Source organism: Comamonas sp. B-9 (assembly GCF_000410635.1).
GTDB lineage: Bacteria > Pseudomonadota > Gammaproteobacteria > Burkholderiales > Burkholderiaceae_C > Comamonas.
In genome coordinates, this window is the sequence record NZ_APCR01000088.1 from 1 (window position 1) to 21177 (window position 21177).

Genomic DNA, 21177 nt, shown 5'->3' on the forward strand with positions numbered 1-21177 from the left:
GTGGTGCAGGGGCGTGGGGGCGTGCGGCTCGGGCTGGCCCCTGGTGCCGGGCCTGTGCCCGGCCTGCTGCGGGGGCCGCGCTGTGCTGGGTGGCGTGTGGAGCTGGGGCTACTCGGCGGCCTGGCTCTCTTCCAGCTGGTAGGGCTTGAAGCGCACCACCTCCCGGCCCGCCTGCGCGTTGATCGAGCCGGCTATGTCGGTCTGCAGCGTGGTGATCTCATTGCGCGCAAAAACCATTGCAGCTTTTTCCACATCACCGAAGCCGCCCGTGTTGTTTGGCAGCATGCCGATCAGCTGCGGCGGCACCCGGTGTGCGGCCAGCACATCGTCGCGGCTGCTGTTCTTGATGTTCAAGAAGTCATCTTTGGCCGCCACCTCGCTGATAGGGATCAGCTGCAGGCCGTCTTTCTTGCCGCCTGGCGCATAGAAGAAGACGTTGCGGAAGTTGCCGCCGTTCTTCGTCTGGGTCAGCTGCTTGCGCAGGGCGTCAATGTCGCCCTGGCTTTGGGCCGGGTCAGTCGCGTACAGGATGAAGCCTGCGTGCGAACCGTTGTTGTAGTAGCGGCGGCGGAACAGCGTTGCGCTTTCGTTGAGCTGGGCCGACTGCATGGCGCCCAGGTAGCCGGGGACACCATAAATTTCCTGATGCAGATCGGGCTCGCGCAGGTGCAGGATAGACCCGGCTTTGAATTCGTGCGGCGACTGCAGATCCGTCACGAAAAAGAACCGGCCCGGATCGATGCCCACCCGCATGTATTTGGCCAGGGCGTGGCGCAGTACCAGCTTGTCACCCAGCTGGTTTTCGCGCCACTCCAGATAGCCGTTGCCCAGCACGCAAAAGTTAAAGGCCATGGCCTTGAAGTCTGCGGCGCTGAGCCACTGGGTGGGGATGAATGTGCTGGCCAAGATGTTGACCTTGCAGCGCAGCGCCGATTCATGGTGCGCGCCAACGCGCAGCAGGCGGGCCAAGGCGGCCAGGCTCACGGGTGGCTCATACCATTGGCCGTTCTGCACACACTCGGCATACTCCATCAGCGCGCTGCGACCACCTATCACGGGCTCGGGCTCGCCAAAGCTGAACGCCTGCACATTGGGCTGCTCGCCCGCCTGGGTGACTGGCGCAGGAGAGGTAGCGGCCATTGCCGCCGTGCGCTGGGGCTGCGCGGGTTTGCGTTTTCTCATTAGGGATAGACCTCGATAAAGGATTGCGTTTGCGGCGTGGCCAGGCCCGTGCCCACTTCCAGCGCTTCATTGCTGAGCGCGTTCATGCAGGCCCATGCCAGATCGGAGTGGCCGGTATCTTTGCTGCGGCCCGCCGCGTAGGTCACGCTGCGGCCGCTGGCTGTCATCTCGCGTTTGATGGCCATGAATGAGGCGGCCAGCTCTTTGTTGCCGGCGTCCCACTGCAGGCGCTTGGACTTGATGACCTGCAGGGCTTTCATCACCAGCATGGTTTTGCTTTCCACGCTGTAGTTGATGCCCCGGGCTGCCGGGAAGAACTTGACCACCAGCTGGTAGACGGCATTGCCAATACTGGTCTGGTCGATAGTGAGCTGCTGCACGTTGTAGGTGTCGCAGACCTTCTTTATCTCGGCTGCCTGCGCTTCAAAGTCCAGGCCGCGCAGCTGGCGGGTGTACAGCACGCGCAGGGGGCCGCCAGGTGTCTCGGGTGGGGCCAGCACCACCAGGCCAGCGCTGTCGCCGTTCAGGCTGGGGTCATAGCCCACCCATACCGGCTGCCAGCCAAAGGGCCGCTGGGTGAATGGCTTGAAGTCTTTCCACACCTCCCAGCTGTCCACCAGGCACGGCTGCAGGTTGGTCAGCGGAAAGACGCTAAACGAGTCATCCACAAAGCCGCACATCAACAGGTTTTCAAACTCGGGGTCGGAGTACTCCAGCCGCAGTTCGTCCAGGTCGAAAAGATCGCAGCCCCCGGCCTCGGCGTCCAAGATATTGACGATGTGGCGCCACACCTTGTCTTCGCCCGTGAAGCCGCCCGCCAGCTTGCCGTGGGTGATGTCGATATCGGTCTTGAACTTGCGCGCAAACTTCTTCGCGCTCCACAGGTCATAGGCCGCGTGCTGGATGCTCGATGGGGTGCTGAAATAGGTTTTGCGCCACTTCTTGTGAATGGCCATGCCGCTGGCCACCTTGTTCAGGCGCTCGAAGTCGGTTGTCCAAAAATACTCATCGAAGTAGAAATTGCCGTGGTAGCCCTGGGCGGTGCGCGCATTGCTGCCCAGGAAGTGCAGTTGCGCGCCGTTCGCCAGAATGATCGGTTCGCCTTTCAGCTCCACTTGGCAGACCTCAAAGACAAACGCCTGGATGTACTGCTTGAAGATGTGCGCCTGGGCCTTGCTGGCGGACAGGAAAATCTGATTGCGGCCCGTCTCCAGCGCATCAATCAGCGCTTCGCGGGCAAAGTACCAGGTGGCGCCGATCTGGCGGCTTTTGAGAATCTGGCGCGTGCGCTGGTGGCTGTTCTGCCACCAGGTGAGCTGGTACTTGAAGCACGATTCAATGAAGGCATCGCGCAGCTGCTCGATCTGTTCCTGCGATAGGAAGTTTTTGACGGGCTGCTTTTTGGCGGCTGCGTTGCGCGCATCGATATTGGGATTTAGATCGCGCTCGCGGCCCGACTGGCGGTAGTTGCTGATGCGCGCGAAGCGCTCCATTTGCCGCCCGAGTAAGTCAATCTCTTTGTAGTCGCTGCCGGTCTTTTCCTCTTTGGCCACCAGCTGCGCGTAGCGTGTTTCCGTCACGCCCTCGGCGCGCTCGGTGGGGCTCGCCTCTGCCCAGCGCTCTGCCTTGTGCCAGCCGTGCAGGGTGGCGCGGGCCACGCCCAGCTTTTCCGCGATGTGGGTCAGCTTCCACCCCTGCCAATACAGGTCACGGGCCTGGCGCCGCTGGCCGGCACCGCCATCGGTGACGGCGCTGCACTCGCCAGCGGGCAAGCCGTCAAGCGCGAACGGCAGGCCCTTGCCCTCGGGCGATATCTCTTTGAGAACGGAAGCGGTAAACGCCTGCTCGGGCGTCACTGTGGTGATGTGCGGCCCGCATTTGCCGCGCGTCTTGGCCAGGCGTTTGACGGCGCGCGCCGGCGCGCCGCTGTCGGCGGTGCCGGTGGGCGCGGGGCTGGCTGGGGGCTTTTGCGGGGCTACTTTCATTCCGCCAGTGTCTGCCGCGCGCGCGCGGAAATCGACAAACGGAAATTGTCCGAAACGCAGCCACAGCGCGCGGTGATTGCTACAAAAACAGGGTGCGCGGAACATAGCGATAGATCAACAACCGCTTAAACGAGCCGCACCATGCCAAGCAAATTCTTTCGAGTTGCCACTGAAGGCGCTACCACCGATGGCCGCACCATCCAGCGCAGCTGGATCGAACAGGCTGCCGCCAACTACAACACCGGAAAGTACCAAGCCCGTGTCTGGCTGGAACACATTCGCGGCGTGATGGCCGACAGCGCCTTTGCGGCGCTGGGCGATGTGACTGCGCTCAAGGCCGTGGCCAATGCCGAGGGCAAGATGGAGCTGTTTGCCCAGGTCGAGGCACTGCCCGCACTGGTGGCCATGAACAAGGCCAAGCAGAAGATCTTCACCAGCATCGAAATCGACCCCGATTTTGCGAAGTCGGGCCAGGCCTATATGGTCGGTCTGGCTGTCACCGACAGCCCCGCAAGCCTGGGGACTGAGGTGCTCGCATTTTCTGCTGCACACCCCGATGCCAACCCATTCGCCAAGCGCAAAACCAACCCGTCCACCTTGTTCACTGCCGCCCTCGAAACCGATCTGGGCCTAGAAGGTGACGCCGAGGGGATCGCCAGCGCAATGCTGCAGAAGTTCAACGATGTGATTGACAGCATCAAGGGCCTGGCAGCCACTAAGCCCGCAGCTGGCGACACCACCTTTGCCACCAAGGTCATGGAAGCAATGGGCGTGACTGGTACCGCGCTGCAGAACATGGCCACGGAAAACGCCGAGCTGCTGGGCAAGTTCAATGCCCAGGGCACTGAGCTGGCTGACCTCAAAAAGGAATTCGCCACCCTGAAAACCAAGCTCGAAGGCACCGAGAACCACAGCGGCCAGCGTCCAGCTGCCACGGGCAATGACGGCACCGAGCTGGCGGCCTATTGATCCAGTAAGAGCCGCTCAATAGCCGCTACCAAGCAAAGAAACACCATTTTTTAGGGATCAGACCATGAAGAACCCAACCCGCGAAAAGTTCAACGGTTATCTGGCGCAACAGGCATCGCTGTCTGGCGTGACCGACGCTACCAAGAAATTCAACATTGCACCCAGCGTGCAGCAAACGCTCGAAAACCGGGTGCAGGAATCCAGCGCATTCCTGAAAAAGATCAACATCGTGCCAGTGGATGAAATGTCGGGTGATCGTCTGGGACTGGGCATCGCCGGCCCCATTGCCAGCCGTACCGACACCAGCGGCAACGGTGAGCGCAAGGCCAAGGAAGTGCATGACCTCAAGGACAAGACCTACGAGTGCAAGCAGACCAACTACGACACCGCTTTGCGTTACAACACGCTCGACATGTGGGCGAAGTTCAAGAACTTCCAGACCAAGCTGTCTGACGCCATCGTGAACCAATGCGCTCTGGATCGCATCATGATCGGCTTCAACGGCACGCATGCCGCGCCGACTACCGATCTGGATGCCAACCCCAAGCTGCAGGATGTGAACAAGGGTTGGCTGCAGGACTTGCGCGAAAACGCCCCCGAGCGGGTGATGGCGCGCGGCAAGGCTGTCGGCAAGGTGGTGGTGGGTGGCCCAGTGGCTGACCGCGATTACAAGACGCTGGATGGCTTGGTGTACGACGCACGCCACAAGCTGATTGACGAGAAGTTCACCGAGTCGGGCGACTTGGTGGCCATCGTGGGCCGCGACCTCATGCACGACAAGCTGTTTCCCATCGTTGACGGGCAGGATGCACCCACCGAGATGTTGGCCGCATCCATCGTGGTGAGCCAGCAGCGCCTGGGTGGTCTGCAGGCGGTATCGGTGCCGGGCTTCCCGCCCAAGGCTGTGATGGTGGTCAGCTTTGACAACATTTCGATTTACTACCAAGAGGGCAAGCGCCGCCGCGCGGTGATCGACAACCCCAAGAAAGACCAGATCGAGACCTACGAATCGTCCAACGATGCGTTTGTGATCGAGAACCTGGAAAAGGCTTGCTTGGTGGAAAACATCGAGATCGTCGAAGACTAAGCCACGGGCCGGCCAAGAGCGCCTAAAAAAATAGGCCGCTCTTTGGCGGGCCAGTGCGAAACCATCGCGGGGACACATCAACATGCCAATTTCACCAGCCCAGGCGCACTACATGCGCACCATGGCTGCCAAGCAGGCCAGCGTGGCGAGCGCTGCCAATGCCCACGGGCAGACCATCGGCACCGTCTACGAGCTGCAGCTTGCCCAGCTGCACCAGCACCGCATTGCGCTGAAAGACATCAAGGCCAACGAACGCAAGGCCGAGGCTAAGCGCGCCATGCTGCCCGAATATGACGCCTACCTGGCCGGGGTGTTTGACACCAAGCCAGGCACACAAGACGAAGTGGTGGCCACCATCCTGATCTGGGCCATTGACGCGGGCGACTACGTGCGCGCCATGCCTCTTGCCGAATACGCCCTGGCCAGCGGCATCAACCCGCCAGACAACTACAACCGCGACATGCCCAGCGTGGTGGCCGAGGAGATTGCCGACGCTGTTCTGGTTGGCCGCTTGAAGGATCAAGACGCCATTGCAGTCACCCAGCGCGTGCTGGAGCTGACCGCCGAGGCCGACATGCATGACCAGATCAAGGCCAAGCTGAACAAGGCTGCAGGCTGGGCACTGCTGGGAAAGACCAACAGCCAGGACATTGCCATGGATGCCAAGGGCCGCACGCTGCAAGTGTGCAGCGCGGCCCTGCCATACCTGCAGCGCGCTATGGAGCTTGATCCAGTGCGCGCAGGCGTCAAAAAAGACATTGAGCGATTGGAAGCGCGCCTTAAAAAGTAGCGCCCCAATCGCCGAACCAGTCGCACCCCGCGAGCCGTGGCGGCCCCAGGGCAAAGGCAGCATTGATTTGCCACCGCCTGACGCCCTGGGCCACCGCCACACCTAACACCCTGAAAGCCTGACGCCGTGAATTCGCCCTTTGTCGCTGTCGCCAACCCGCCTATCAAGGGCGCCGAGCCATCGGTGACCAATGACGGCTGGTGGCCCGATGTGAACTGCGAGAAGCTGCGCGAAGACGCCAGGCTCGACGGCACCGTGACGCCGCCCCGCCTGCTGCTGGCCGTGGAAGAGGCCATGCTCAGTGTCAACAGAGAGCTGGGCGACTGGCAGGCCGCGCAGATGGCGCTGGGCTATGCCAGCCTGGCCGATGTGCCAGCCACCCAGCTGGGCGGCCAGAGCGTGAAGCTCAAGCACTACCAGCGGGCCATCCAATCGCATGTGCAGTCGCAGCTGGCCAGCGCATACCGCGACATTGACACGCTGCCTGATGGCGCGGGCAAAGAAAGCCGAGTGCGCAGCGCGCTGGAGATCCGGCAAGACAGCCTCGACACCCGCACCCGCCACGCCATTGCCGACCTGCAGGGCTTGCCCCGCGTGATTGCCGAGCTGCTATGACCGGCGCGCAAAACACCATCACCGTGCGGGCGCTGCAAAACGATGTGCTCGATGCGCTGGTAAATCGCCACCTGGGCAGCACAGCGGGCCACGTAGAGGCCACGCTTGCCGCCAACCCGGGCCTGGCCAAGGTGGCCATGGATATCCCCATGGGCATGCCCGTTCGCCTGGTCAAGGCCGTGCAGCCCGTGCAAGACCGCATCAACCTTTGGGACTGACGACACGATGAACAAGCTGCAAACCTATTTGACCGAAGCCGGTGTGCCCGCTGAGCTGCACGCCCAGGCGCTGGCCAGCCTGCAGAGCGCGCGCAAGCCTGCATTGATCCGCTTTTGGCTGGGCCTCACTGCGCCCATCGTGTGGCTGTTCATCGCTGCACTGCTGCCCCGCAAGGCCGAGCAGCTGCCGCGCTGGCTGCGCTGGTATGACAACAACATCAGTATCAACGGCGACCGCTCTGACTGGGCTCTGATCGATGGGCGGCATGTGCGCATGCCCGCGCCCGACGAAGATGTGGTGCATGACGATGGTCAGCATGTGAGCTACTGGCCGCCGTACAGCCCGCGCAGCTTCTTGCCGCGCTGGAATTTCAACGGCATCCGCAACCGCTGCGGCTGGCTGGCCAAGAAGTGGGGGCAGCCCCTGGATGGCATCGCCTATCGCGCTGGGCTGCCGGTGCTGGATGGCGAATGGGGCAACCCCGATATCGGCCGCCAGGTGATGGGCACCCGCGTGGCCTGCGCCGGTGGCGTCTGGCAGCTGGTGCGCACCAGCAAGCTGTGGGGCGGCACCAAGACCGAGAACTACGGGTTTGAAGTTCTGAACGCCAACACCATCGACCGTTTTGCAACCTGTACATGGACGGCATGGAGCTGGAAGGGGCCAAAGAAATGAACATCAAGGCCCTTTGGGTTGAAAGCCGCACATTTGTTGTTGGGCGCATCAGCGCAGGCGCAACCTATGTTTTTGGCAGCCTCACAACAGCGGGCGGTGCCGCGAAGGCCGCGACTGACGCCAATGTGGTGCCTACGTGGTTTCCAACTATCACGGTGGACACAGTGCTTTTGATTATCGGCGCAGCTATGACGGTGGCCACCGGCCTGGTTTCCATCTGGGCGCAGCGCCAAGGCGTGAAAGCCAAGCAGGCGGAGAAGCGCCGCAGCGACCGGGCCGAAGAACGCAACCGCATGGCATGGGTGATGGAAATGCTGGAGAAGCACGGCGAAGAAAAGATGGTGAGCACCTTTGGCCAGAACTGGCGCGAGCGTGCGATTCAGATTCAGCGCCACCCTGGCAATGCCTCTACCGACTTCGGGGGGCTGGCCGATGACTAGACCCCTGCCATACGTTCCCAAGAACACCATCATTGCCAAGGGCGCCACCGCAGTGGCGGGCGCCGTTGCGGCCATCCTGCTCACCACCTTGCCGGTGGACGAGGGCCGGGTGCTGCCTGCCTATCTCGACCCGGTGGCCATCCCTACCATTTGCGAGGGCTGGACGCGCGGCGTAAAGCTGGGCGATGTGGCCACGAATGCCGAATGCGATGCACTCACCCTGCAGGGCATACAAGAAGCCTGGCAGATTTTTGAGCGCTGGGTGCCTGCTGAGGTGCGCGACAGCATGCCGGCCACCAGCGTGGCCGCGTTCCTCTCATTCATCTACAACACCGGCCCGGGTGCGCCAGGTGTGAAGGATGGCTTTGTCTACCTGGAAAAAGGCACTTACAGCACCATGCTGCGCCTGCTGCGCGCGGGCGATGTGGCTGCCGCTTGTCGTCAACTGCCGAATTGGGCAATGGCCAAGGGGCGCAAGCTGCGCGGCCTGGCCTTGCGCCGTGATCGAGAAATGGCCATGTGCCTGAAAGACCTCAAGCCATGAAAAAGCAAACCGGCGTTATCGACTGGCTGACCGTCATCGTCTGCGCCGCGCTGCTGGCGGCACTTTGGGCGGGCTACGGCTGGGCATACCGCAAGGGCTATGCCGCGCGCGACCAGATCGCCCAGCAAGACGATGCCAAGCGCCAAGCGGCTGAGCGCACCGAGGCCACCCGCCAGGGCGAGGCCAGCCGCACCGCAGACAACCAGCTGCGCGACCAGGCCGCGACCCTTGCCCGTGAATTACAGGAGAGCAAAGACCATGCAAAAACTATTGAAGCTGAGCGCGATCGCGATTTGCGTGCTGGTAGTCAGCGGCTGTCAGTCCGCACCACCAGCTGCGCCGCCCCCGCAGTACCTGCTGAGCGAGCCGCCCAGCATGCCGGCGCTGGGCCTCAAGAAGCGCGAGCCGAACTACTGGCAGAGGATGCAGCCGATATTGCTGCCATCACCGCCGACGCCGAAGACGCCACCCGCGAGCTGAACAGCTGCATAGACCAGTACAACGCGGCCAAGCAGGCGCTGGACGATTGGAAAAACACCATCTGGAAAGGCGCCCCGCATGTGGAAGCTGCAAAGCCTGCGCACCCTCATTGAGGCTGCAGTCCCTGACCTCAAGGCCAACCCCGAAAACCTCGTGGTGCTGGCTAGCGGTGGCCGGGCCGTCTCGGCGATGGGCAAAAGCCTGTCCTTTGAGTACGCCTACACCATTGATGTGACGGTGCTGGACTTCACCGGCCACACCGATGCACTGTTTGTGCCGCTGATCGCCTGGCTGCGCGTCCACCAGCCCGAGCTGCTGCTCAACCCCACCAGCCAGGCCACCGGCCTGCAGTTTCAGGTGGAGCTGCTCAACACTGCCGGCGCCGATATCGGCATTCGTGTGCCAGTCACCGAGCGCGTGATTGTCACCGCCGACCCCAGCCACCCCACGCGCCTGATTTGCGACCACCCCGCCGAGCCCCAGGTGGTGGGCACCAACCGCCTGCCCGAGCATTGGCAGCTGTGGCTCAAAGACCAACTGCTGGCCGAATGGGACATTCCCACCCCGCCAGATGAAGGCCGATTTGTCCTATAGCTATGGAGCCCGCATGCGAACCATCCAGAAATACGCATTCACGTTCTTTTTCCTGGCCTGGGACTGGTGCCGGCAGGTTCGCGGCGCGTGGCGCAGGCGCCAGTGGCGTGCATTGGCCCGCAAGTGCAAGGGGCTGGCAGCTGTCACCCTGTCCATAGTGTTGGCCGGCATGCTGCTGGCTGGCTGCACTGTGGTGCCGACCAATACGGCGGCGCGGTACTGCGAACTTCTGGATATTGCCTTGCAAGAGGGGGACTTTGCCGAGGGGTGGTACATCAGGGCAGGGGAAGTGTTGGACGATTGCGGCGTGCGAGATGCAAAGCCCCGCGCTGAATATGCGGCTTGCCGAACCAGACGCTTTAACGACAACAGTGTGATTTGCGAGTAAGCGGCAATGGCAGACTTTCGCGCCATTGAAGACTGGGCTGGCCACCTGTTGGCCAAGCTCGACGGCACCGCACGCCGGCGCCTGGCGGTGGACATTGCGCGCAAGCTGCGCACTGCCAACACCCAGCGCATGCGCGCCCAGACTGACCCCGATGGCAACGCCTGGACACCGCGCAAGGCCCCCAGCGGCGCATTGCGCAGCAAGCGCGCCCAGGTGCGCCAACAGGCCCAGCAGCGCAGACCCATGTTTGCCAAGCTGCGCATGCAGCGCAACATCCGGGCGCGCAGCGAGGGCGGCAACACGGCCGTGGTGGAGTTTGTGGGCCGCGCCCAGCGCATTGCCCGCGTGCATCACAATGGCGAAACCGATCTGGTGAACCCTGGCGGCCCAAGCTACGACTACCCAGCCCGCGAGCTTATCGGCATCAGCAAAGATGACACCGATTGGCTGCGCGAATACCTGCTGGACTACCTGAGCAAGTAGCGGCCACCCGCTGCAAAAAATGTGCGAGGCGCAGCCACAGCGCCCGCTGCTGGCCTTCCGCGCGCGCGCGGCCGACACTGGCCGCATGCCCCCAAACACCAGCCCAGAGACCAACCCGCTAGAGCTTGCCCGCCAACTGGCCAACGTGGCGCGCCTGGGCACGATTGCGGCTGTTGACCTGGGCGCCGCGCGCTGCCGCGTCAAGACCGGCGACAACGAAACCGATTGGCTGCCATGGTTTACGGGCCGTGCCGCAGGCGAGAAGGGCAGCCAGTGGTGGCCGCCTGTCAAGGGCGAGCAGTGCATGGTGCTGGCCACGGGCGGCGACATGGGCCAGGGCTGCGTGCTGCTGGGCGTGTACAGCGACCGCATGGCCGCCCCCAGCAAGCAGGAAGACACCTGCCGCACCCAGTTCAGCAAACAGGACTACAGCGAAACCGCCAAGGGCGAACACCTGCTGCACCTGGACAAGCGCGTGCGCTTTGAAGTGGCAGAGGGCTGCAGCATCACCATGGAGGGGGACAACATCACCCTGCAGGCCGGTAGCACCACGCTGAGCATTGGCCCTGACCAGATCACTGCCAACGTCGATGTGGTCGCTGACGGCATCAGCCTGATGAAGCACCTGCACAAGGGCGTTATCAAAGGCCCTGCATTGACAGAAGGGCCGGTGCCAGCATGATGAACGCCCAGACCGGCACCCGCATGGATGCCATCAGCCACCTGCGCCAATCGGTGATGGACATCCTGACTACGCCCATCGGCAGCCGGGTGATGCGCCGCGACTATGGCAGCCTGCTGCAGGCGCTGGTCGACCAGCCCGACAACCTGCTTGCGCAAACCCGCGCTTTCTCTGCCATCCAATCGGCGCTGATGCGCTGGGAGCCGCGCATTGAAGTCAAGCAGATCAAAAGCCTGCGTGACCCAAGCCGCCCCGGCTATGCCGAGTATCAAATTTTGGGCACCTACAACAGCGACTTTGGCGCAAGCCAGCCGCTGCGCCTGTCGGTGCCCATTGCTTGGGGGGCATCCGCATGATCGACCTGGCCACACTGCCCGCGCCTGATGTAGTCGAGACCCTCAACTACGAAACGATTCTGGCCACCAGCAAAGCCGACCTGGCTAACCTGCTGCGCCCATACCTGCCCGCTGTAGACGATGTGCTGGCCCTGGAGAGCGAGCCGCTCACCAAGCTGCTGGAGGCATTTTCCAAGCGAGAAGTGGTGTTTCGCGCTCGCGTAAACGACGCCGCCCGCGCTCACCTGCTGGACTTTGCCAAGGGCACCGACCTCGACCATATCGCGGCCCTGGTGGGCGTCACGCGCATGGATGGCGAGGCAGACGCCCGGCTGCGCACCCGTGTGCAGCTGCGCATTGCGGCCCTGGCCAGCCAGGGCACGCGGGAGTACTACGAGTATCAAGCGATGACCGCCAGCCTGAACGTGCGCGCAGCCATGGCCACCAGCCCGCTGGCTGGCAAGGTGCTGCTGCAGCTGTGGTGCCAAGACCAGGCGCAGGCCGCCGCCACGCTGGCGGCTGTCACTGCCGTGCTGAACAGCGATGCCGGGCGCATGCTGGGAGTGCCCATCACGGTGGCCGTGGCCCAGCCAAAGGCCGTCAACATCACCGCCAACATCTACCGCAACCGCAATGCCCCGGCCAACCTGCAGCAGCTGCTGCAGACCCGTCTGCAGGATGCTTTTGCCAGCATGGCCGACCTGGGCGCGACCGTAGCGCGCAGCTACATCACCACGCTGCTGCATGTGGAGGGCGTTGTGACGCGGGTGGAATACCCCGACAGCACTGCGCCTGCCGAAGTGACCGCCATTCCTGTGGGCTACTTCCCCACCCTGGGCCAGGTGCTGCTGGTGGACATGGGGGTGGCATAGCCATGGCCGGCCCCAAAGTTTCCCAGCGCCACCGCAGTGTGCTGCCCCCCAATGCCAGCTTGCTGGAGCGGGCTGTTGATGGCAACTTTCCAGCCGACTGGGCAAGCCTGGCCGACCAGGCCGAGCCCGCCGCCGACCCTGATGCGCTGCAGCCCTGGGTAGCGGCGCATTGGCAGCTTAGCCAGTTTGACCGCTACTTTGCCGACCCGCGCGAGCTGCTGGCCAAGGGCCTGCCATGGCTGCGCGAGCGCGGCAGCGCCGCTGCCGTCAAGCGTGCCATGGGCTGGCTGGGTTACGCCGGCGTGCGGATCGAAGAAGACGGCGCGCGCCTGCACATCAGCCCCGGCCGCGAAGTCTCCATTGCCGATATGCAGCACATCGCCTACATGGTGCGGGCCAGCATCCCGCTGCATGTGAAGTTTTACCGCCTGTTCCACCGCTATGACCTGCGCCGCATCCGTCTGGACAACCGCCCGCGCCTGGACAGCGGCATGCTCGACAGCGACAGCGGTGTGCCCATTGATGTGGGCGGCGAAGTCATCCTGGGCAGCCAGGGCCAGTTTTTTAACGCGGTGGCCCAGCGCCCCAGCAACGCCAAGGTGCGCACGCTGGCCACCATCAGCTGGAGCTTGACCACGCGCCGCAGGGATGTGCTGCGCCTGGATTCTTGGCGCCTTGACCGGCGCTTGCGCAAGGCCCCGCGCCTGCTGGCCACCAATGTGGAAGCACCCAACACCCCAGCCTATGCCCGGCTGCCCGCTCAAGCGGTCTATGGCAGGGCCTACGCCACCACGGCCGCCGCCCGCAACGCGCAGCCAGCGCTGGCACGGGCGGACACCTATTGCGCCGTGGTGCCGCGCACTATCCGCGCCCGCACTTGGACGGGCTTCTGGGATGGGCGCGCCTGGCAAGAGTCTGAAATCGCAACCAAATACACCGAGGAAAACACACCATGACAGCTGCTGTCTTGCAAGATGCTGGCCGCATTGCCCTGGCCAAGGCCCTGGCCGCCATGCCCGCACACTTTGCATGGGGCCGGGGTGATGGCGCCTGGCCGGCGCCGCCCGCCGTGCCCAGCAACCGCACCACCTTGCTGGCCGAAGTGGGCCGGCGCCTGGCCACCATCGTGCGCTATGTGGTGCCCGCCACCGAGGCGGACTTTGACGTGGAGATGGACGCTAAGCAGTTCTACAAATTCAGCGCCGACCCCACGCCATACCTGTACCTGCGCGCCGAGTTTTCCACTGATGACGCCCTGAACGAAGAGATCCGCGAATGCGGCCTGTTCTTTGGCACCGTGGCCAAGGCTGGCGTGCCAGCGGGCCAGCGCTACCTGAAACCCGAGCAGGTGCAGGACGCGGGCTTTATCTACCACCTGACCTACCGCAGCAAAGCAACGCGCGAGGGCCAAAAGGCCTACGAAGAAGCGGTGTTGCCTCTGTAAATCCCGGGCCAAGCAATGACCATTTACAAAACCTTTGATCCGGCTGACGGCTTTGTGAGCGTCGATTTCCACGCAGACCGAATCCTGCAATCGCGTGAACAGAACGACAGCCAGGCTATCCAGCAGCACGCACTGCGCCGGATCGCAGACGGCATCTATAGCGATGGCGATATCCGCGAGGGTGCCCGCTGCGCCATGAGCGCGACCACCGGCATTGCCACCATGGAGGCCGGGAGCATCTACATAGCCGGTCGCATCCACGATGTGGCCGCTGCGCTGGTGGAAGTGCCGGTACTGGGCACCCAGTATGTGGGCATCTACCTGGAGACCACGGCGGTGACGGCGGTGGCAGACCCGCGTCTCTACAACCCAGCGGTGGAGGGTGAAGGGCAGAACGAGCCAGGCGCCGACCGCACGCGCATGGTGGCGCGCTGGGGGCTGGCTGGCAGCCAAGACCAGCCGGGCGACTTCTTCCCCGTGTGGACGATTGAAGACGGGGTGGTCAAGCCCCGCGAGGCGCTCAGCAGCAACAGCCCAATCATGGGCGCCATCAAGGACTACGACATCGCCAGCACGGGCGGCGGCAACTACGTGGTGGACGGTATGACCGTACTCATGCAGGACGATGACCAAGAGGGCAACCAGATCTATATCGTCAAATCTGGAGAAGCGCGGGTGGGCGGCATTGCTGTGTTTCGCCCAGCTGACAGAACCGTGATTTATGCCGCAGTGCCCAACACCATGCAGGTGCTGAGCGAGCCCCATGCGGCCAGCGGTGAAGCCTTGCAGACCATCGCCTTTGACCGTTTCCCGGTTTTGAAGCCCGCCACTGTCCGCGTGCAGCGCAAGAAAACCCAGCAGGTGAACCGGGGGCCGGTGCTGGGTGGCGCTGACCAGCTGAACGAAAACAGTGTGGTCAAGATCAACAGCATCAAGCTGGGCGGCACCACCTATTACGAGCCTGCCGACTTCAAGCTGACGGCGGGACAAGTGGACTGGAGCCCTAGCGGCGCTGAGCCCGCGACCGGCAACCTCTACACGGTGGAGTTTGAATTCATCAGCATCGAGCCGGTTCTGAACCAAACGCCAACCACGTTCCAGATCGCGAACCCGGTCAACGGCACGGTGCATTATGTGGACTATGAATTTGCCATGCGCCGCTATGACCGCCTGGTAATGGATGACCAGGGGGTATACAGCGTTATCAAGGGTGTGCCTGCCACCTGGCAGCCAGTGCCGCCCGATGTGCCTGACGGCCAGCTGCTGCTGGCCACCGTGTACCAAAGCTGGATGCAGGAAACACGCCGCCTGATTCTCGACAGCTGGCGTATGGTGCCCATGCAGACCATCGCCAACTATTCCAACCGCATGGACGATATCGAGCTGGACTTGGCCGAGCTGCGTTTGGCTACCGATGTGAACGGGCGCTACAGCGGCCTGAAAAAGGGCTACTTTGCTGACCCCATGCGCGACGACAGCATGCGCGACCAGGGGCTAGAGCAAACTGCGCAGATTCTCGACGGCGCGCTGCAGCTGTATGAGGACTTCGGCGCCCACCTGCTCGATGACGGCAAGACCTCGTATTCGATGGGTTTCGATATCGTTGCGGGCCTGCGCCAAGCAGCCTACAGCCGCAGCATGGCCATCAACCCCAGCATAGGCGTGGGCCAGCTGCCAGCGTCTGTCATTCTGGCGCCGCCCATTGACCGCTGGGAAGTGCCGGGCGTGCGCCAATATCCCAAGGGCGTGAAGTTCCACTACAACCCGATCTGGAACCCGGGCCAGACGGTGGCCAACAGCGTGCAGGCCGAGTTTGAAAAGACCTTTGATAAATCCCTGGTGGATACCAGCGATCTCTACCTGCGCGAGATCGATGTGGGCGTGACGCTCACCGGCTTTGATCCGCTGGAGCCGGTCAAGGCGGCCACCTTTGACGGTCAGCCTGTGGCATTCAAAAACGCCCAGGGCCAAACGCCATCGGCCAATGCGCAAGGGGTGGTTGAGGGCAGCTTCAAGGTGCCAAAAGGCATCACCGAGGGCACCAAGCGCGTGCGCATCGAAGGGGACAACGGAAGCTATGGCGAAGCCAGTTACACGGGGTCGGCCACCTTGAAACTGCAACTCTATTACCTGTACAGCGGTAACTTTATTACTGCCGGTGTAGGCATCCAAACGGTGAACTATGTCTTATAACGTCCTGACCCAAGCCATCAACCCACCTACCACCTGGCAGTCTGCTGGTGCCAACCTTTTCTTTGCACGAAAGGGCCAGGCCGTGCTTGTCAGCATCAGCCGGGCTGATGAAAAGGGCTTGCCCAAAAACGAGCTGGCCACCGTCCGGCTGGAGCCTGACCAGATCAACACCGTGGGCGCTACGGCTGTCTCCTGGCCTGCACCCGTGCTGATGCAGGCTGGCGTGCCCTATGCCCTGAGCATCAGCGCTGCCGACACCGATACCGCGCCCTATGTGGCGCAGGTGGGCGAGGTCAACCAGGCGGGCGGCTATGTTACGCAGCCGCCTGCAGAGATTGGCGCGCTCTCGCACACGAACGAATCGGGGGTGGTGACCAAATACTCCAACCGCTTCTTGCGCTTTGAGCTGCTGGCCGTGCAGTACCAGCAGACGGCACAGACCTTTGTGGTGGGGCAGCAGCCAGTAGTGAACGCCACCAATCTGACGGTGAATGCAGGCGCCATTCAGCCGGCGCCCGATGCCCGGGTGACCTACCAGCTCAAGCTGCTGGACGATCAAGGCGCCGTCAAAGCCACCCACGACGTGGATGTGGCGCAACCCATCCAGCTGGCTGCGCCACACACTGGCGCCGTGCAGGTAGAGGCCACCTTGCGCCGCGCCGCAAATGGCCTGGCCCCCGTGCTGGAGCAAGGCACCGTGCTGGTGGTGGGCAGCCTGCTGACCCAAGGAACTTACATCACGCCTGCGGTGCAGTTGGCAGGGGGCAACGCCATTACGGTGATTTTTGAGGCCAGCTTGCCAGCGGGTTCATCCGTGAAGGTGGCCTGCAGCACCGACAACGGCGCAACCTGGGTAGATGTGCCTTTTGAAAGCAGCAGCGCGCAGACGGCTGGCAATGTGGAGCTTACCCACAAAAAGACCGGGCTGGCAGGTGCTGCGCTGCGCCTGCGCCTGCAGCTGTTGGGCAACACCAATGCCCGGCCCAAGGTGCGCAACCTGCGCGCTGTGATTCTGTAAAGGGTTGGCGATGGCAATCCAAGACGACATTACAGACTACTTCGGGCTGGAGTTGCCTTATGCGGGCAACCCGCTGGAAGTGGATGTGGAGCGCCTGCGGGCGCTGGGCCGCGCCGTAGACAACGCGCTCAATGGCCTGCGCGAGATGATCGACACCAAGGCCGAGGCGCAGGAGGTAGACGGCGCGCTCGATGCGCTGCAGAAGGCCATCAACGACATGGGCGCCGCGCGCGTGCAGTCGGTCAATGGGAAAGCGGGCGTCGACATCACCCTGGCGCGTGCTGATTTGAAGCTGGGGCCGGCCAACGGGCCCAGCACCACAAGCATTGCCTATGACACCAGCGGGCGCGTTTCGGTGGTGACTGAAATGCTGGACGCCAAGCAAGCGGTGACGGTCATCAGCTACGACGCGGCCGGGAACGTCAAAACCGTGGTCACTACCTATGACGGGCGCAAGCGCACCGAGACCATGACCTACAACAACGGGCGGCTGGAAAGCACCGCCGCAACAGAGGAGGGAGTATGAGCACTTCTTTATTGGCCCAAGCCCTAGCAAAGCTGGGCGAGCTGGCCACCAGCCTGGGCACTGTGCTGACCAATATCGCGGGGGTGCAGGCCACTGCGAACACCATCCGCACGGACGTTACCAGCGCGCGCGATAGCGTCAACACCACGACGAACAACGCGCGCGATAACGTGAAAGCGCATGTGACAGCCGCCGTGGGAGCTATCTCCTCATCGGCTATCAAAAACGTCTATACCGTTTTCCCGACAGCGCGGACAGTCGCAGGAAATGGTGGCACGGGCGGAATTGCGTACGCAGATATTCCAATTGCGGCTGTCAACACCGCAAAGGCTCTTATCTTGGGCGTGAGGACGGTGTACGGATCCTCTAGCGTTTCTTTTCTGACCTACCGTTTTATTAGCAGCACTGTAGTGCGGGCTGAGGCAAGCTACGGGTCGGGCCTGGGCGGCGGGGTTGATATTGTTTGGGGATTTACCGTGGTGGAGTTCAACTAATGGGCACGTACTACGCATTTACAAATGAGAGCGGCATATGCATCGTTGAATGCGAATATCCGGCTGCGCTCGATCCGCTGCCTACCAATGCAATCTTGCTGAAACAGGGTGAGACGCGCATCGGCCAAAAGTGGACGGGCAGCAAGTGGGTGCCCGTGATGGCCCAGGCCGACCAGCGCCCGGCCATCGTGGTGGAGAACATCCCCGCCGATGCAGGCAGCAACGCGCACACCATCATTGCGGATAACTTCGCCGAGGTGCGCACCGTGGTGGGTGCTGTGCTGGCCATCACCGTGCGCATGGAGGTGGGTGGCCAGCTCTACCCGGTCAATGAGGCATTCGATATGCCCATCACCAGCGTGGACGGTCGCGTGTATCCCAAGCGGGTGCTGTTTGAAGCGGGCCGCGCCACGTTCACCATCACGATGACCGAGCCCCGGATCTGGAACGTCACGGCGGAAATGATCAACAGCAGCCTGCCCCCTGAAAAGCAGATGCGCTTTGCCGGCCTGCGCGTGGTGGCCGCCGAGATTTAGGCGCCGCTTCCCACCCCACCCACAACCCGCCCAGGCGGGTTTTTTTGTGCCTGGCGCAGCCACAGCGCCCGCTGCTGGAGTTTCGCGCGCGCGCGGCAGACACTGACGGCTACAGAGAAATCAAGCGCGCCCATGCACCGGCTTGCGCACCCATTCACCCTTTGGAGTATCCGAATATGGCAACAGGAAACCTGGCCAATTACCACCACGGCGTGCGCGTTGTCGAAGTCTCGGGCGGCACCGCTGAATTGCGCATTCCATCGACTGCGGTCATCGGCATGATGGTCACCGCCCCAGATGCAGACCCGGCTGTTTACCCGCTGGACAAGGCTGTGCTGTTCACCAGCATCAGTAAGGCCCAGGCAGCAGCTGGCAGCACCGGTACGTTGCCCCTGGCGCTGGCCACCATCGCCGATCAGGTGCGCCCCATCATCATCATCGTGCGCGTTGCCGAGGGCGTGGGCGAGACTGAGGAGGAAAGGATTGCCGACCAGACCAGCAAGGTGGTGGGCGACTACATCGGCGGCAAGCGCACCGGCATTCAGGCGCTGCTCGATGCGCAATCGCAGCTCAAGGTGAAACCGCGCATCCTGGGCGCGCCGGGCCTGGACACCAAGCCGGTGGCCGAGGCGCTGACCGCAGCCGCTGAAAAGCTGCGCGCTATGGCCTACGTGTATTGCGATGGGTGTAAGGATGTGAGCGAAGCGCTCGAATATGCGGACGGTTTCGGCAAGCGCGAAACCATGCTGATCTGGCCCAACGTGATGCGCTGGGACTCGACCGCCAAGGCCAGCGTGGTGGTGCCCGCTGTGGCGTTTGCGCTGGGCGCCCGCGCCAAGATCGACACCGAGCAGGGCTGGCACAAGACCATCTCCAATGTGCCGCTGAACGGCATCACGGGCCTGGAGCATGCTGTTTTCTTTGACCTGCAAAGCACGGCCACCGATACCGACCTGCTCAACGAAGGCAAGGTAACCACCTGGATTGCGCAGGATGGCTACCGGCTGTGGGGCAGCCGAACCTGCTCGATTGAAACCGAATTCACCTTTGAAAGCGCGGTGCGCACCGCGCATGTGATCGCCGACACCATGGCCGAGGGGCATTTCTGGGCGGTAGACAAGCCCATGCACCCTAGCCTGGCCAAAGACATCATCGAAGGCATCAATAGCCGCCTGCGCAGCCTCAGGAACCTGGGCTACATCCTGGGCGGTTCTGCGTGGCTCGATACCGAGGTGAACACCACTGAAACCTTGAAGGTGGGCAAGCTCACCATCGACTACGACTACACGCCTATCCCGCCGCTGGAGGATCTGGGATTTATCCAGCGCCTCACCGACAGGTATTGGGGCGACTTTGCCCAGCGCGTGGCCTCGGGCCTGTAAGCGCACCCACAACGCCACCACGCATAAGGACGCAACACCATGGCATTGCCCCGCAAACTCAAAAATTACGCTGTCTTCAAAGACGGTATCAGCTACCTGGGCCAGGTGCCCGAGCTCAATCTGCCCGTACTCACCCGCAAGATGGATGACTACCAGGCAGGCGGCATGGGCGGCCCTGTCAAGCAGGACTTTGGCATGGAAGCCATGTCGATGGAATACAAGCTGGGCGGCTGGGCCGATGGTAGCCACAGCGGCTTTGGCTCGGGCCGCCATGACGGCACCATGCTGCGCTTTGCTGGTGCGCTCGACAGCGAAGACACCGGCCAGGTGGATGTTGTCGAAGTCGTGGCGCGCGGCCGCATCAGCGAGATTGACAAGGGTTCTGCCAAGGTGGGCGAAGCCACCGAGCACACCTACAAGATGGAGCTGAGCTACTACAAGGAAGTGCTCAACGGCCAGACCATCGTCGAAATCGACTTTGCCAACATGATCGAGATCATTGACGGCGTGGACAACATGGCCGCCGTGCGCGCGGCTCTGACCGCATAAGCCCGCAACCCTACGCAGCTTTGCCAAGCTGCTGGGCGTCTCTTGACGGGGCCGCCCAGTTACAACAGCGGGCCGCGCATCAACCCGTGCGCCCGCTGTCTTTTTGATAACCCGGAGATAGAACATGAAAACAGCTGAGCAAAACCAATCTGTGCAAGCCAATGGATCGGCGATTGACGATTTGGATACCACTGCAGCCGCGACAACGCCGGACAGCGATGACTCTGTTGTCATCACATTGAAGAAGCCCATCTTGCGTGGCAAGACCCGCATAACCGAAGTCGTGGTGCGAAAGCCAAGCGTGCTGGCTTTGGCCGGAGTTGTGATGTCTGATTTGGCGCGCATGCAGACCGATGAGGTTATTCGGGTGTTGCCTCGTACTACCGTGCCGTCGTTGGTGCGCAATGAAGTTGTGCAGCTCGATCCCGCAGACTTTTTCGCCATGGCGGGGGTGTTATCCAATTTTTTCGTGAGCGATCAGCTGCCGGGGTTGGCGGAAGCGTAGAGGCTCTGATCGCTCAGGTGGCCTTTGCCTTTCATTGGCAGCTGCCAGATCTACGGGCAATGAGCTTTGACGAACTATGCATGTGGGCAGAAATGGCGCGGGAGGCTTGGAGCGCTGACTACCGAGCGCGACGCGATGTGCAACTGGTGACCTATAAGGACTGATAGGAAATGAATAGGCTGCGGCTAGA

At 62.5% G+C, this 21177-nt stretch carries 28 protein-coding genes; 26 read left to right on the forward strand and 2 right to left on the reverse strand.

Going from position 1 to position 21177, the window contains the following annotated elements; all coding sequences use genetic code 11:
- Positions 1 to 108: 108 nt before the first annotated feature.
- Entirely contained in the window at positions 109 to 1182 is a 1074-nt protein-coding gene (locus tag H928_RS0100700; RefSeq protein ID WP_021024751.1) for a phage portal protein, read from the reverse strand.
- The gene (locus tag H928_RS25600; protein WP_021024752.1) at positions 1182 to 3167 is read right to left on the reverse strand and encodes a terminase large subunit domain-containing protein; all 1986 of its coding nucleotides are present in this window, start codon (positions 3165 to 3167) and stop codon (positions 1182 to 1184) included. The genes H928_RS0100700 and H928_RS25600 overlap by 1 nt, the downstream gene beginning before the upstream one ends.
- A 141-nt stretch (positions 3168 to 3308) precedes the next feature.
- On the opposite strand from H928_RS25600, the gene H928_RS0100710 reads away from it, so the two are divergent.
- From H928_RS0100710 to H928_RS33995, 26 genes are all read left to right on the forward strand, one after another.
- A complete protein-coding gene (locus H928_RS0100710; RefSeq protein WP_021024753.1) occupies positions 3309 to 4136 on the forward strand; it encodes a GPO family capsid scaffolding protein in 828 nt (275 codons plus the stop codon).
- Between the two features lie 64 nt (positions 4137 to 4200).
- Positions 4201 to 5223 (forward strand): phage major capsid protein, P2 family, encoded by a 1023-nt coding sequence (locus tag H928_RS0100715; RefSeq protein WP_021024754.1) that lies wholly within the window; start codon positions 4201 to 4203, stop codon positions 5221 to 5223.
- A gap of 82 nt (positions 5224 to 5305) precedes the next feature.
- The gene (gene gpM / locus H928_RS0100720; RefSeq protein ID WP_021024755.1) at positions 5306 to 6013 is read left to right on the forward strand and encodes a phage terminase small subunit; all 708 of its coding nucleotides are present in this window, start codon (positions 5306 to 5308) and stop codon (positions 6011 to 6013) included.
- 126 nt (positions 6014 to 6139) lie between these two features.
- Positions 6140 to 6628 carry a head completion/stabilization protein gene (locus H928_RS0100725; protein ID WP_021024756.1) on the forward strand — a complete coding sequence of 163 codons (489 nt, stop codon included), beginning with the start codon at positions 6140 to 6142 and terminating at the stop codon, positions 6626 to 6628.
- Positions 6625 to 6846, forward strand: coding sequence for a tail protein X (locus H928_RS0100730; protein WP_021024757.1), 222 nt, complete (start codon positions 6625 to 6627; stop codon positions 6844 to 6846). Before H928_RS0100725 ends, H928_RS0100730 begins: the two co-directional genes overlap by 4 nt.
- A 7-nt stretch (positions 6847 to 6853) precedes the next feature.
- Positions 6854 to 7522 (forward strand): hypothetical protein, encoded by a 669-nt coding sequence (locus H928_RS0100735; RefSeq protein WP_021024758.1) that lies wholly within the window; start codon positions 6854 to 6856, stop codon positions 7520 to 7522.
- A complete protein-coding gene (locus H928_RS31235; protein ID WP_158400422.1) occupies positions 7486 to 7962 on the forward strand; it encodes a hypothetical protein in 477 nt (158 codons plus the stop codon). The genes H928_RS0100735 and H928_RS31235 overlap by 37 nt, the downstream gene beginning before the upstream one ends.
- The gene (locus H928_RS0100745; protein ID WP_021024760.1) at positions 7955 to 8506 is read left to right on the forward strand and encodes a lysozyme; all 552 of its coding nucleotides are present in this window, start codon (positions 7955 to 7957) and stop codon (positions 8504 to 8506) included. The genes H928_RS31235 and H928_RS0100745 overlap by 8 nt, the downstream gene beginning before the upstream one ends.
- Positions 8503 to 9099 (forward strand): lysis system i-spanin subunit Rz, encoded by a 597-nt coding sequence (locus H928_RS29945; RefSeq protein WP_021024761.1) that lies wholly within the window; start codon positions 8503 to 8505, stop codon positions 9097 to 9099. The genes H928_RS0100745 and H928_RS29945 overlap by 4 nt, the downstream gene beginning before the upstream one ends.
- Positions 9065 to 9580: a phage tail protein gene (locus tag H928_RS0100755; RefSeq protein WP_021024762.1), complete on the forward strand. Its 516-nt coding sequence runs from the start codon at positions 9065 to 9067 to the stop codon at positions 9578 to 9580. The genes H928_RS29945 and H928_RS0100755 overlap by 35 nt, the downstream gene beginning before the upstream one ends.
- A 13-nt stretch (positions 9581 to 9593) precedes the next feature.
- Entirely contained in the window at positions 9594 to 9968 is a 375-nt protein-coding gene (locus H928_RS0100760) for a hypothetical protein (protein ID WP_021024763.1), read from the forward strand.
- Between the two features lie 6 nt (positions 9969 to 9974).
- Positions 9975 to 10451 (forward strand): phage virion morphogenesis protein, encoded by a 477-nt coding sequence (locus H928_RS0100765; RefSeq protein WP_021024764.1) that lies wholly within the window; start codon positions 9975 to 9977, stop codon positions 10449 to 10451.
- Between the two features lie 85 nt (positions 10452 to 10536).
- On the forward strand, positions 10537 to 11133 hold the full coding sequence (locus tag H928_RS25610; RefSeq protein ID WP_043338129.1) for a phage baseplate assembly protein V: 597 nt from the start codon (positions 10537 to 10539) through the stop codon (positions 11131 to 11133).
- Positions 11133 to 11489 (forward strand): GPW/gp25 family protein, encoded by a 357-nt coding sequence (locus tag H928_RS0100775; RefSeq protein ID WP_021024766.1) that lies wholly within the window; start codon positions 11133 to 11135, stop codon positions 11487 to 11489. The genes H928_RS25610 and H928_RS0100775 overlap by 1 nt, the downstream gene beginning before the upstream one ends.
- Positions 11486 to 12340 carry a baseplate J/gp47 family protein gene (locus H928_RS0100780; RefSeq protein ID WP_021024767.1) on the forward strand — a complete coding sequence of 285 codons (855 nt, stop codon included), beginning with the start codon at positions 11486 to 11488 and terminating at the stop codon, positions 12338 to 12340. Before H928_RS0100775 ends, H928_RS0100780 begins: the two co-directional genes overlap by 4 nt.
- Before the next feature lie 2 nt (positions 12341 to 12342).
- Entirely contained in the window at positions 12343 to 13296 is a 954-nt protein-coding gene (locus tag H928_RS0100785; protein ID WP_021024768.1) for a phage tail protein, read from the forward strand.
- Positions 13293 to 13784, forward strand: coding sequence for a hypothetical protein (locus tag H928_RS0100790; RefSeq protein ID WP_021024769.1), 492 nt, complete (start codon positions 13293 to 13295; stop codon positions 13782 to 13784). The genes H928_RS0100785 and H928_RS0100790 overlap by 4 nt, the downstream gene beginning before the upstream one ends.
- Before the next feature lie 15 nt (positions 13785 to 13799).
- Complete coding sequence (locus H928_RS0100795; protein WP_021024770.1) at positions 13800 to 15977, forward strand: DUF4815 domain-containing protein; 2178 nt, start codon at positions 13800 to 13802, stop codon at positions 15975 to 15977.
- Complete coding sequence (locus H928_RS0100800) at positions 15967 to 16995, forward strand: hypothetical protein (RefSeq protein ID WP_021024771.1); 1029 nt, start codon at positions 15967 to 15969, stop codon at positions 16993 to 16995. The genes H928_RS0100795 and H928_RS0100800 overlap by 11 nt, the downstream gene beginning before the upstream one ends.
- A 10-nt stretch (positions 16996 to 17005) precedes the next feature.
- Entirely contained in the window at positions 17006 to 17521 is a 516-nt protein-coding gene (locus H928_RS0100805) for a hypothetical protein (RefSeq protein ID WP_021024772.1), read from the forward strand.
- Positions 17518 to 18015, forward strand: a complete 498-nt coding sequence (locus H928_RS0100810) for a hypothetical protein (protein ID WP_021024773.1) — start codon at positions 17518 to 17520, stop codon at positions 18013 to 18015. The genes H928_RS0100805 and H928_RS0100810 overlap by 4 nt, the downstream gene beginning before the upstream one ends.
- Positions 18016 to 18110: 95 nt before the next feature.
- On the forward strand, positions 18111 to 18551 hold the full coding sequence (locus tag H928_RS0100815; protein ID WP_148292988.1) for a hypothetical protein: 441 nt from the start codon (positions 18111 to 18113) through the stop codon (positions 18549 to 18551).
- A gap of 191 nt (positions 18552 to 18742) precedes the next feature.
- A complete protein-coding gene (locus H928_RS0100820; protein ID WP_373604897.1) occupies positions 18743 to 19933 on the forward strand; it encodes a phage tail sheath subtilisin-like domain-containing protein in 1191 nt (396 codons plus the stop codon).
- Between the two features lie 39 nt (positions 19934 to 19972).
- Complete coding sequence (locus H928_RS0100825) at positions 19973 to 20482, forward strand: phage major tail tube protein (protein WP_021024776.1); 510 nt, start codon at positions 19973 to 19975, stop codon at positions 20480 to 20482.
- A gap of 124 nt (positions 20483 to 20606) precedes the next feature.
- Positions 20607 to 20987: a phage tail assembly protein gene (locus H928_RS0100830; RefSeq protein ID WP_021024777.1), complete on the forward strand. Its 381-nt coding sequence runs from the start codon at positions 20607 to 20609 to the stop codon at positions 20985 to 20987.
- A gap of 17 nt (positions 20988 to 21004) precedes the next feature.
- Positions 21005 to 21151, forward strand: coding sequence for a GpE family phage tail protein (locus H928_RS33995; protein ID WP_158400424.1), 147 nt, complete (start codon positions 21005 to 21007; stop codon positions 21149 to 21151).
- Positions 21152 to 21177 lie beyond the last annotated feature (26 nt).

Bases quoted from the DNA above. Each gene is read 5' to 3' on its own strand.
- H928_RS31235 (WP_158400422.1), top strand. From the start codon at position 7,486: ATGGACGGCATGGAGCTGGAAGGGGCCAAAGAAATGAACATCAAGGCC.
- H928_RS29945 (WP_021024761.1), top strand. From the start codon at position 8,503: ATGAAAAAGCAAACCGGCGTTATCGACTGGCTGACCGTCATCGTCTGC.
- H928_RS0100760 (WP_021024763.1), top strand. From the start codon at position 9,594: ATGCGAACCATCCAGAAATACGCATTCACGTTCTTTTTCCTGGCCTGG.
- H928_RS0100730 (WP_021024757.1), top strand. From the start codon at position 6,625: ATGACCGGCGCGCAAAACACCATCACCGTGCGGGCGCTGCAAAACGAT.
- H928_RS0100710 (WP_021024753.1), top strand. From the start codon at position 3,309: ATGCCAAGCAAATTCTTTCGAGTTGCCACTGAAGGCGCTACCACCGAT.
- H928_RS0100795 (WP_021024770.1), top strand. From the start codon at position 13,800: ATGACCATTTACAAAACCTTTGATCCGGCTGACGGCTTTGTGAGCGTC.
- H928_RS0100755 (WP_021024762.1), top strand. From the start codon at position 9,065: ATGTGGAAGCTGCAAAGCCTGCGCACCCTCATTGAGGCTGCAGTCCCT.
- H928_RS0100790 (WP_021024769.1), top strand. From the start codon at position 13,293: ATGACAGCTGCTGTCTTGCAAGATGCTGGCCGCATTGCCCTGGCCAAG.
- H928_RS0100780 (WP_021024767.1), top strand. From the start codon at position 11,486: ATGATCGACCTGGCCACACTGCCCGCGCCTGATGTAGTCGAGACCCTC.
- H928_RS0100825 (WP_021024776.1), top strand. From the start codon at position 19,973: ATGGCATTGCCCCGCAAACTCAAAAATTACGCTGTCTTCAAAGACGGT.
- H928_RS0100745 (WP_021024760.1), top strand. From the start codon at position 7,955: ATGACTAGACCCCTGCCATACGTTCCCAAGAACACCATCATTGCCAAG.
- H928_RS0100830 (WP_021024777.1), top strand. From the start codon at position 20,607: ATGAAAACAGCTGAGCAAAACCAATCTGTGCAAGCCAATGGATCGGCG.
- gpM (WP_021024755.1), top strand. From the start codon at position 5,306: ATGCCAATTTCACCAGCCCAGGCGCACTACATGCGCACCATGGCTGCC.
- H928_RS0100715 (WP_021024754.1), top strand. From the start codon at position 4,201: ATGAAGAACCCAACCCGCGAAAAGTTCAACGGTTATCTGGCGCAACAG.
- H928_RS0100700 (WP_021024751.1), bottom strand. From the start codon at position 1,182: ATGAGAAAACGCAAACCCGCGCAGCCCCAGCGCACGGCGGCAATGGCC.
- H928_RS0100765 (WP_021024764.1), top strand. From the start codon at position 9,975: ATGGCAGACTTTCGCGCCATTGAAGACTGGGCTGGCCACCTGTTGGCC.
- H928_RS0100775 (WP_021024766.1), top strand. From the start codon at position 11,133: ATGAACGCCCAGACCGGCACCCGCATGGATGCCATCAGCCACCTGCGC.
- H928_RS25610 (WP_043338129.1), top strand. From the start codon at position 10,537: ATGCCCCCAAACACCAGCCCAGAGACCAACCCGCTAGAGCTTGCCCGC.
- H928_RS0100810 (WP_021024773.1), top strand. From the start codon at position 17,518: ATGAGCACTTCTTTATTGGCCCAAGCCCTAGCAAAGCTGGGCGAGCTG.
- H928_RS0100805 (WP_021024772.1), top strand. From the start codon at position 17,006: ATGGCAATCCAAGACGACATTACAGACTACTTCGGGCTGGAGTTGCCT.
- H928_RS0100735 (WP_021024758.1), top strand. From the start codon at position 6,854: ATGAACAAGCTGCAAACCTATTTGACCGAAGCCGGTGTGCCCGCTGAG.
- H928_RS25600 (WP_021024752.1), bottom strand. From the start codon at position 3,167: ATGAAAGTAGCCCCGCAAAAGCCCCCAGCCAGCCCCGCGCCCACCGGC.
- H928_RS0100800 (WP_021024771.1), top strand. From the start codon at position 15,967: ATGTCTTATAACGTCCTGACCCAAGCCATCAACCCACCTACCACCTGG.
- H928_RS0100785 (WP_021024768.1), top strand. From the start codon at position 12,343: ATGGCCGGCCCCAAAGTTTCCCAGCGCCACCGCAGTGTGCTGCCCCCC.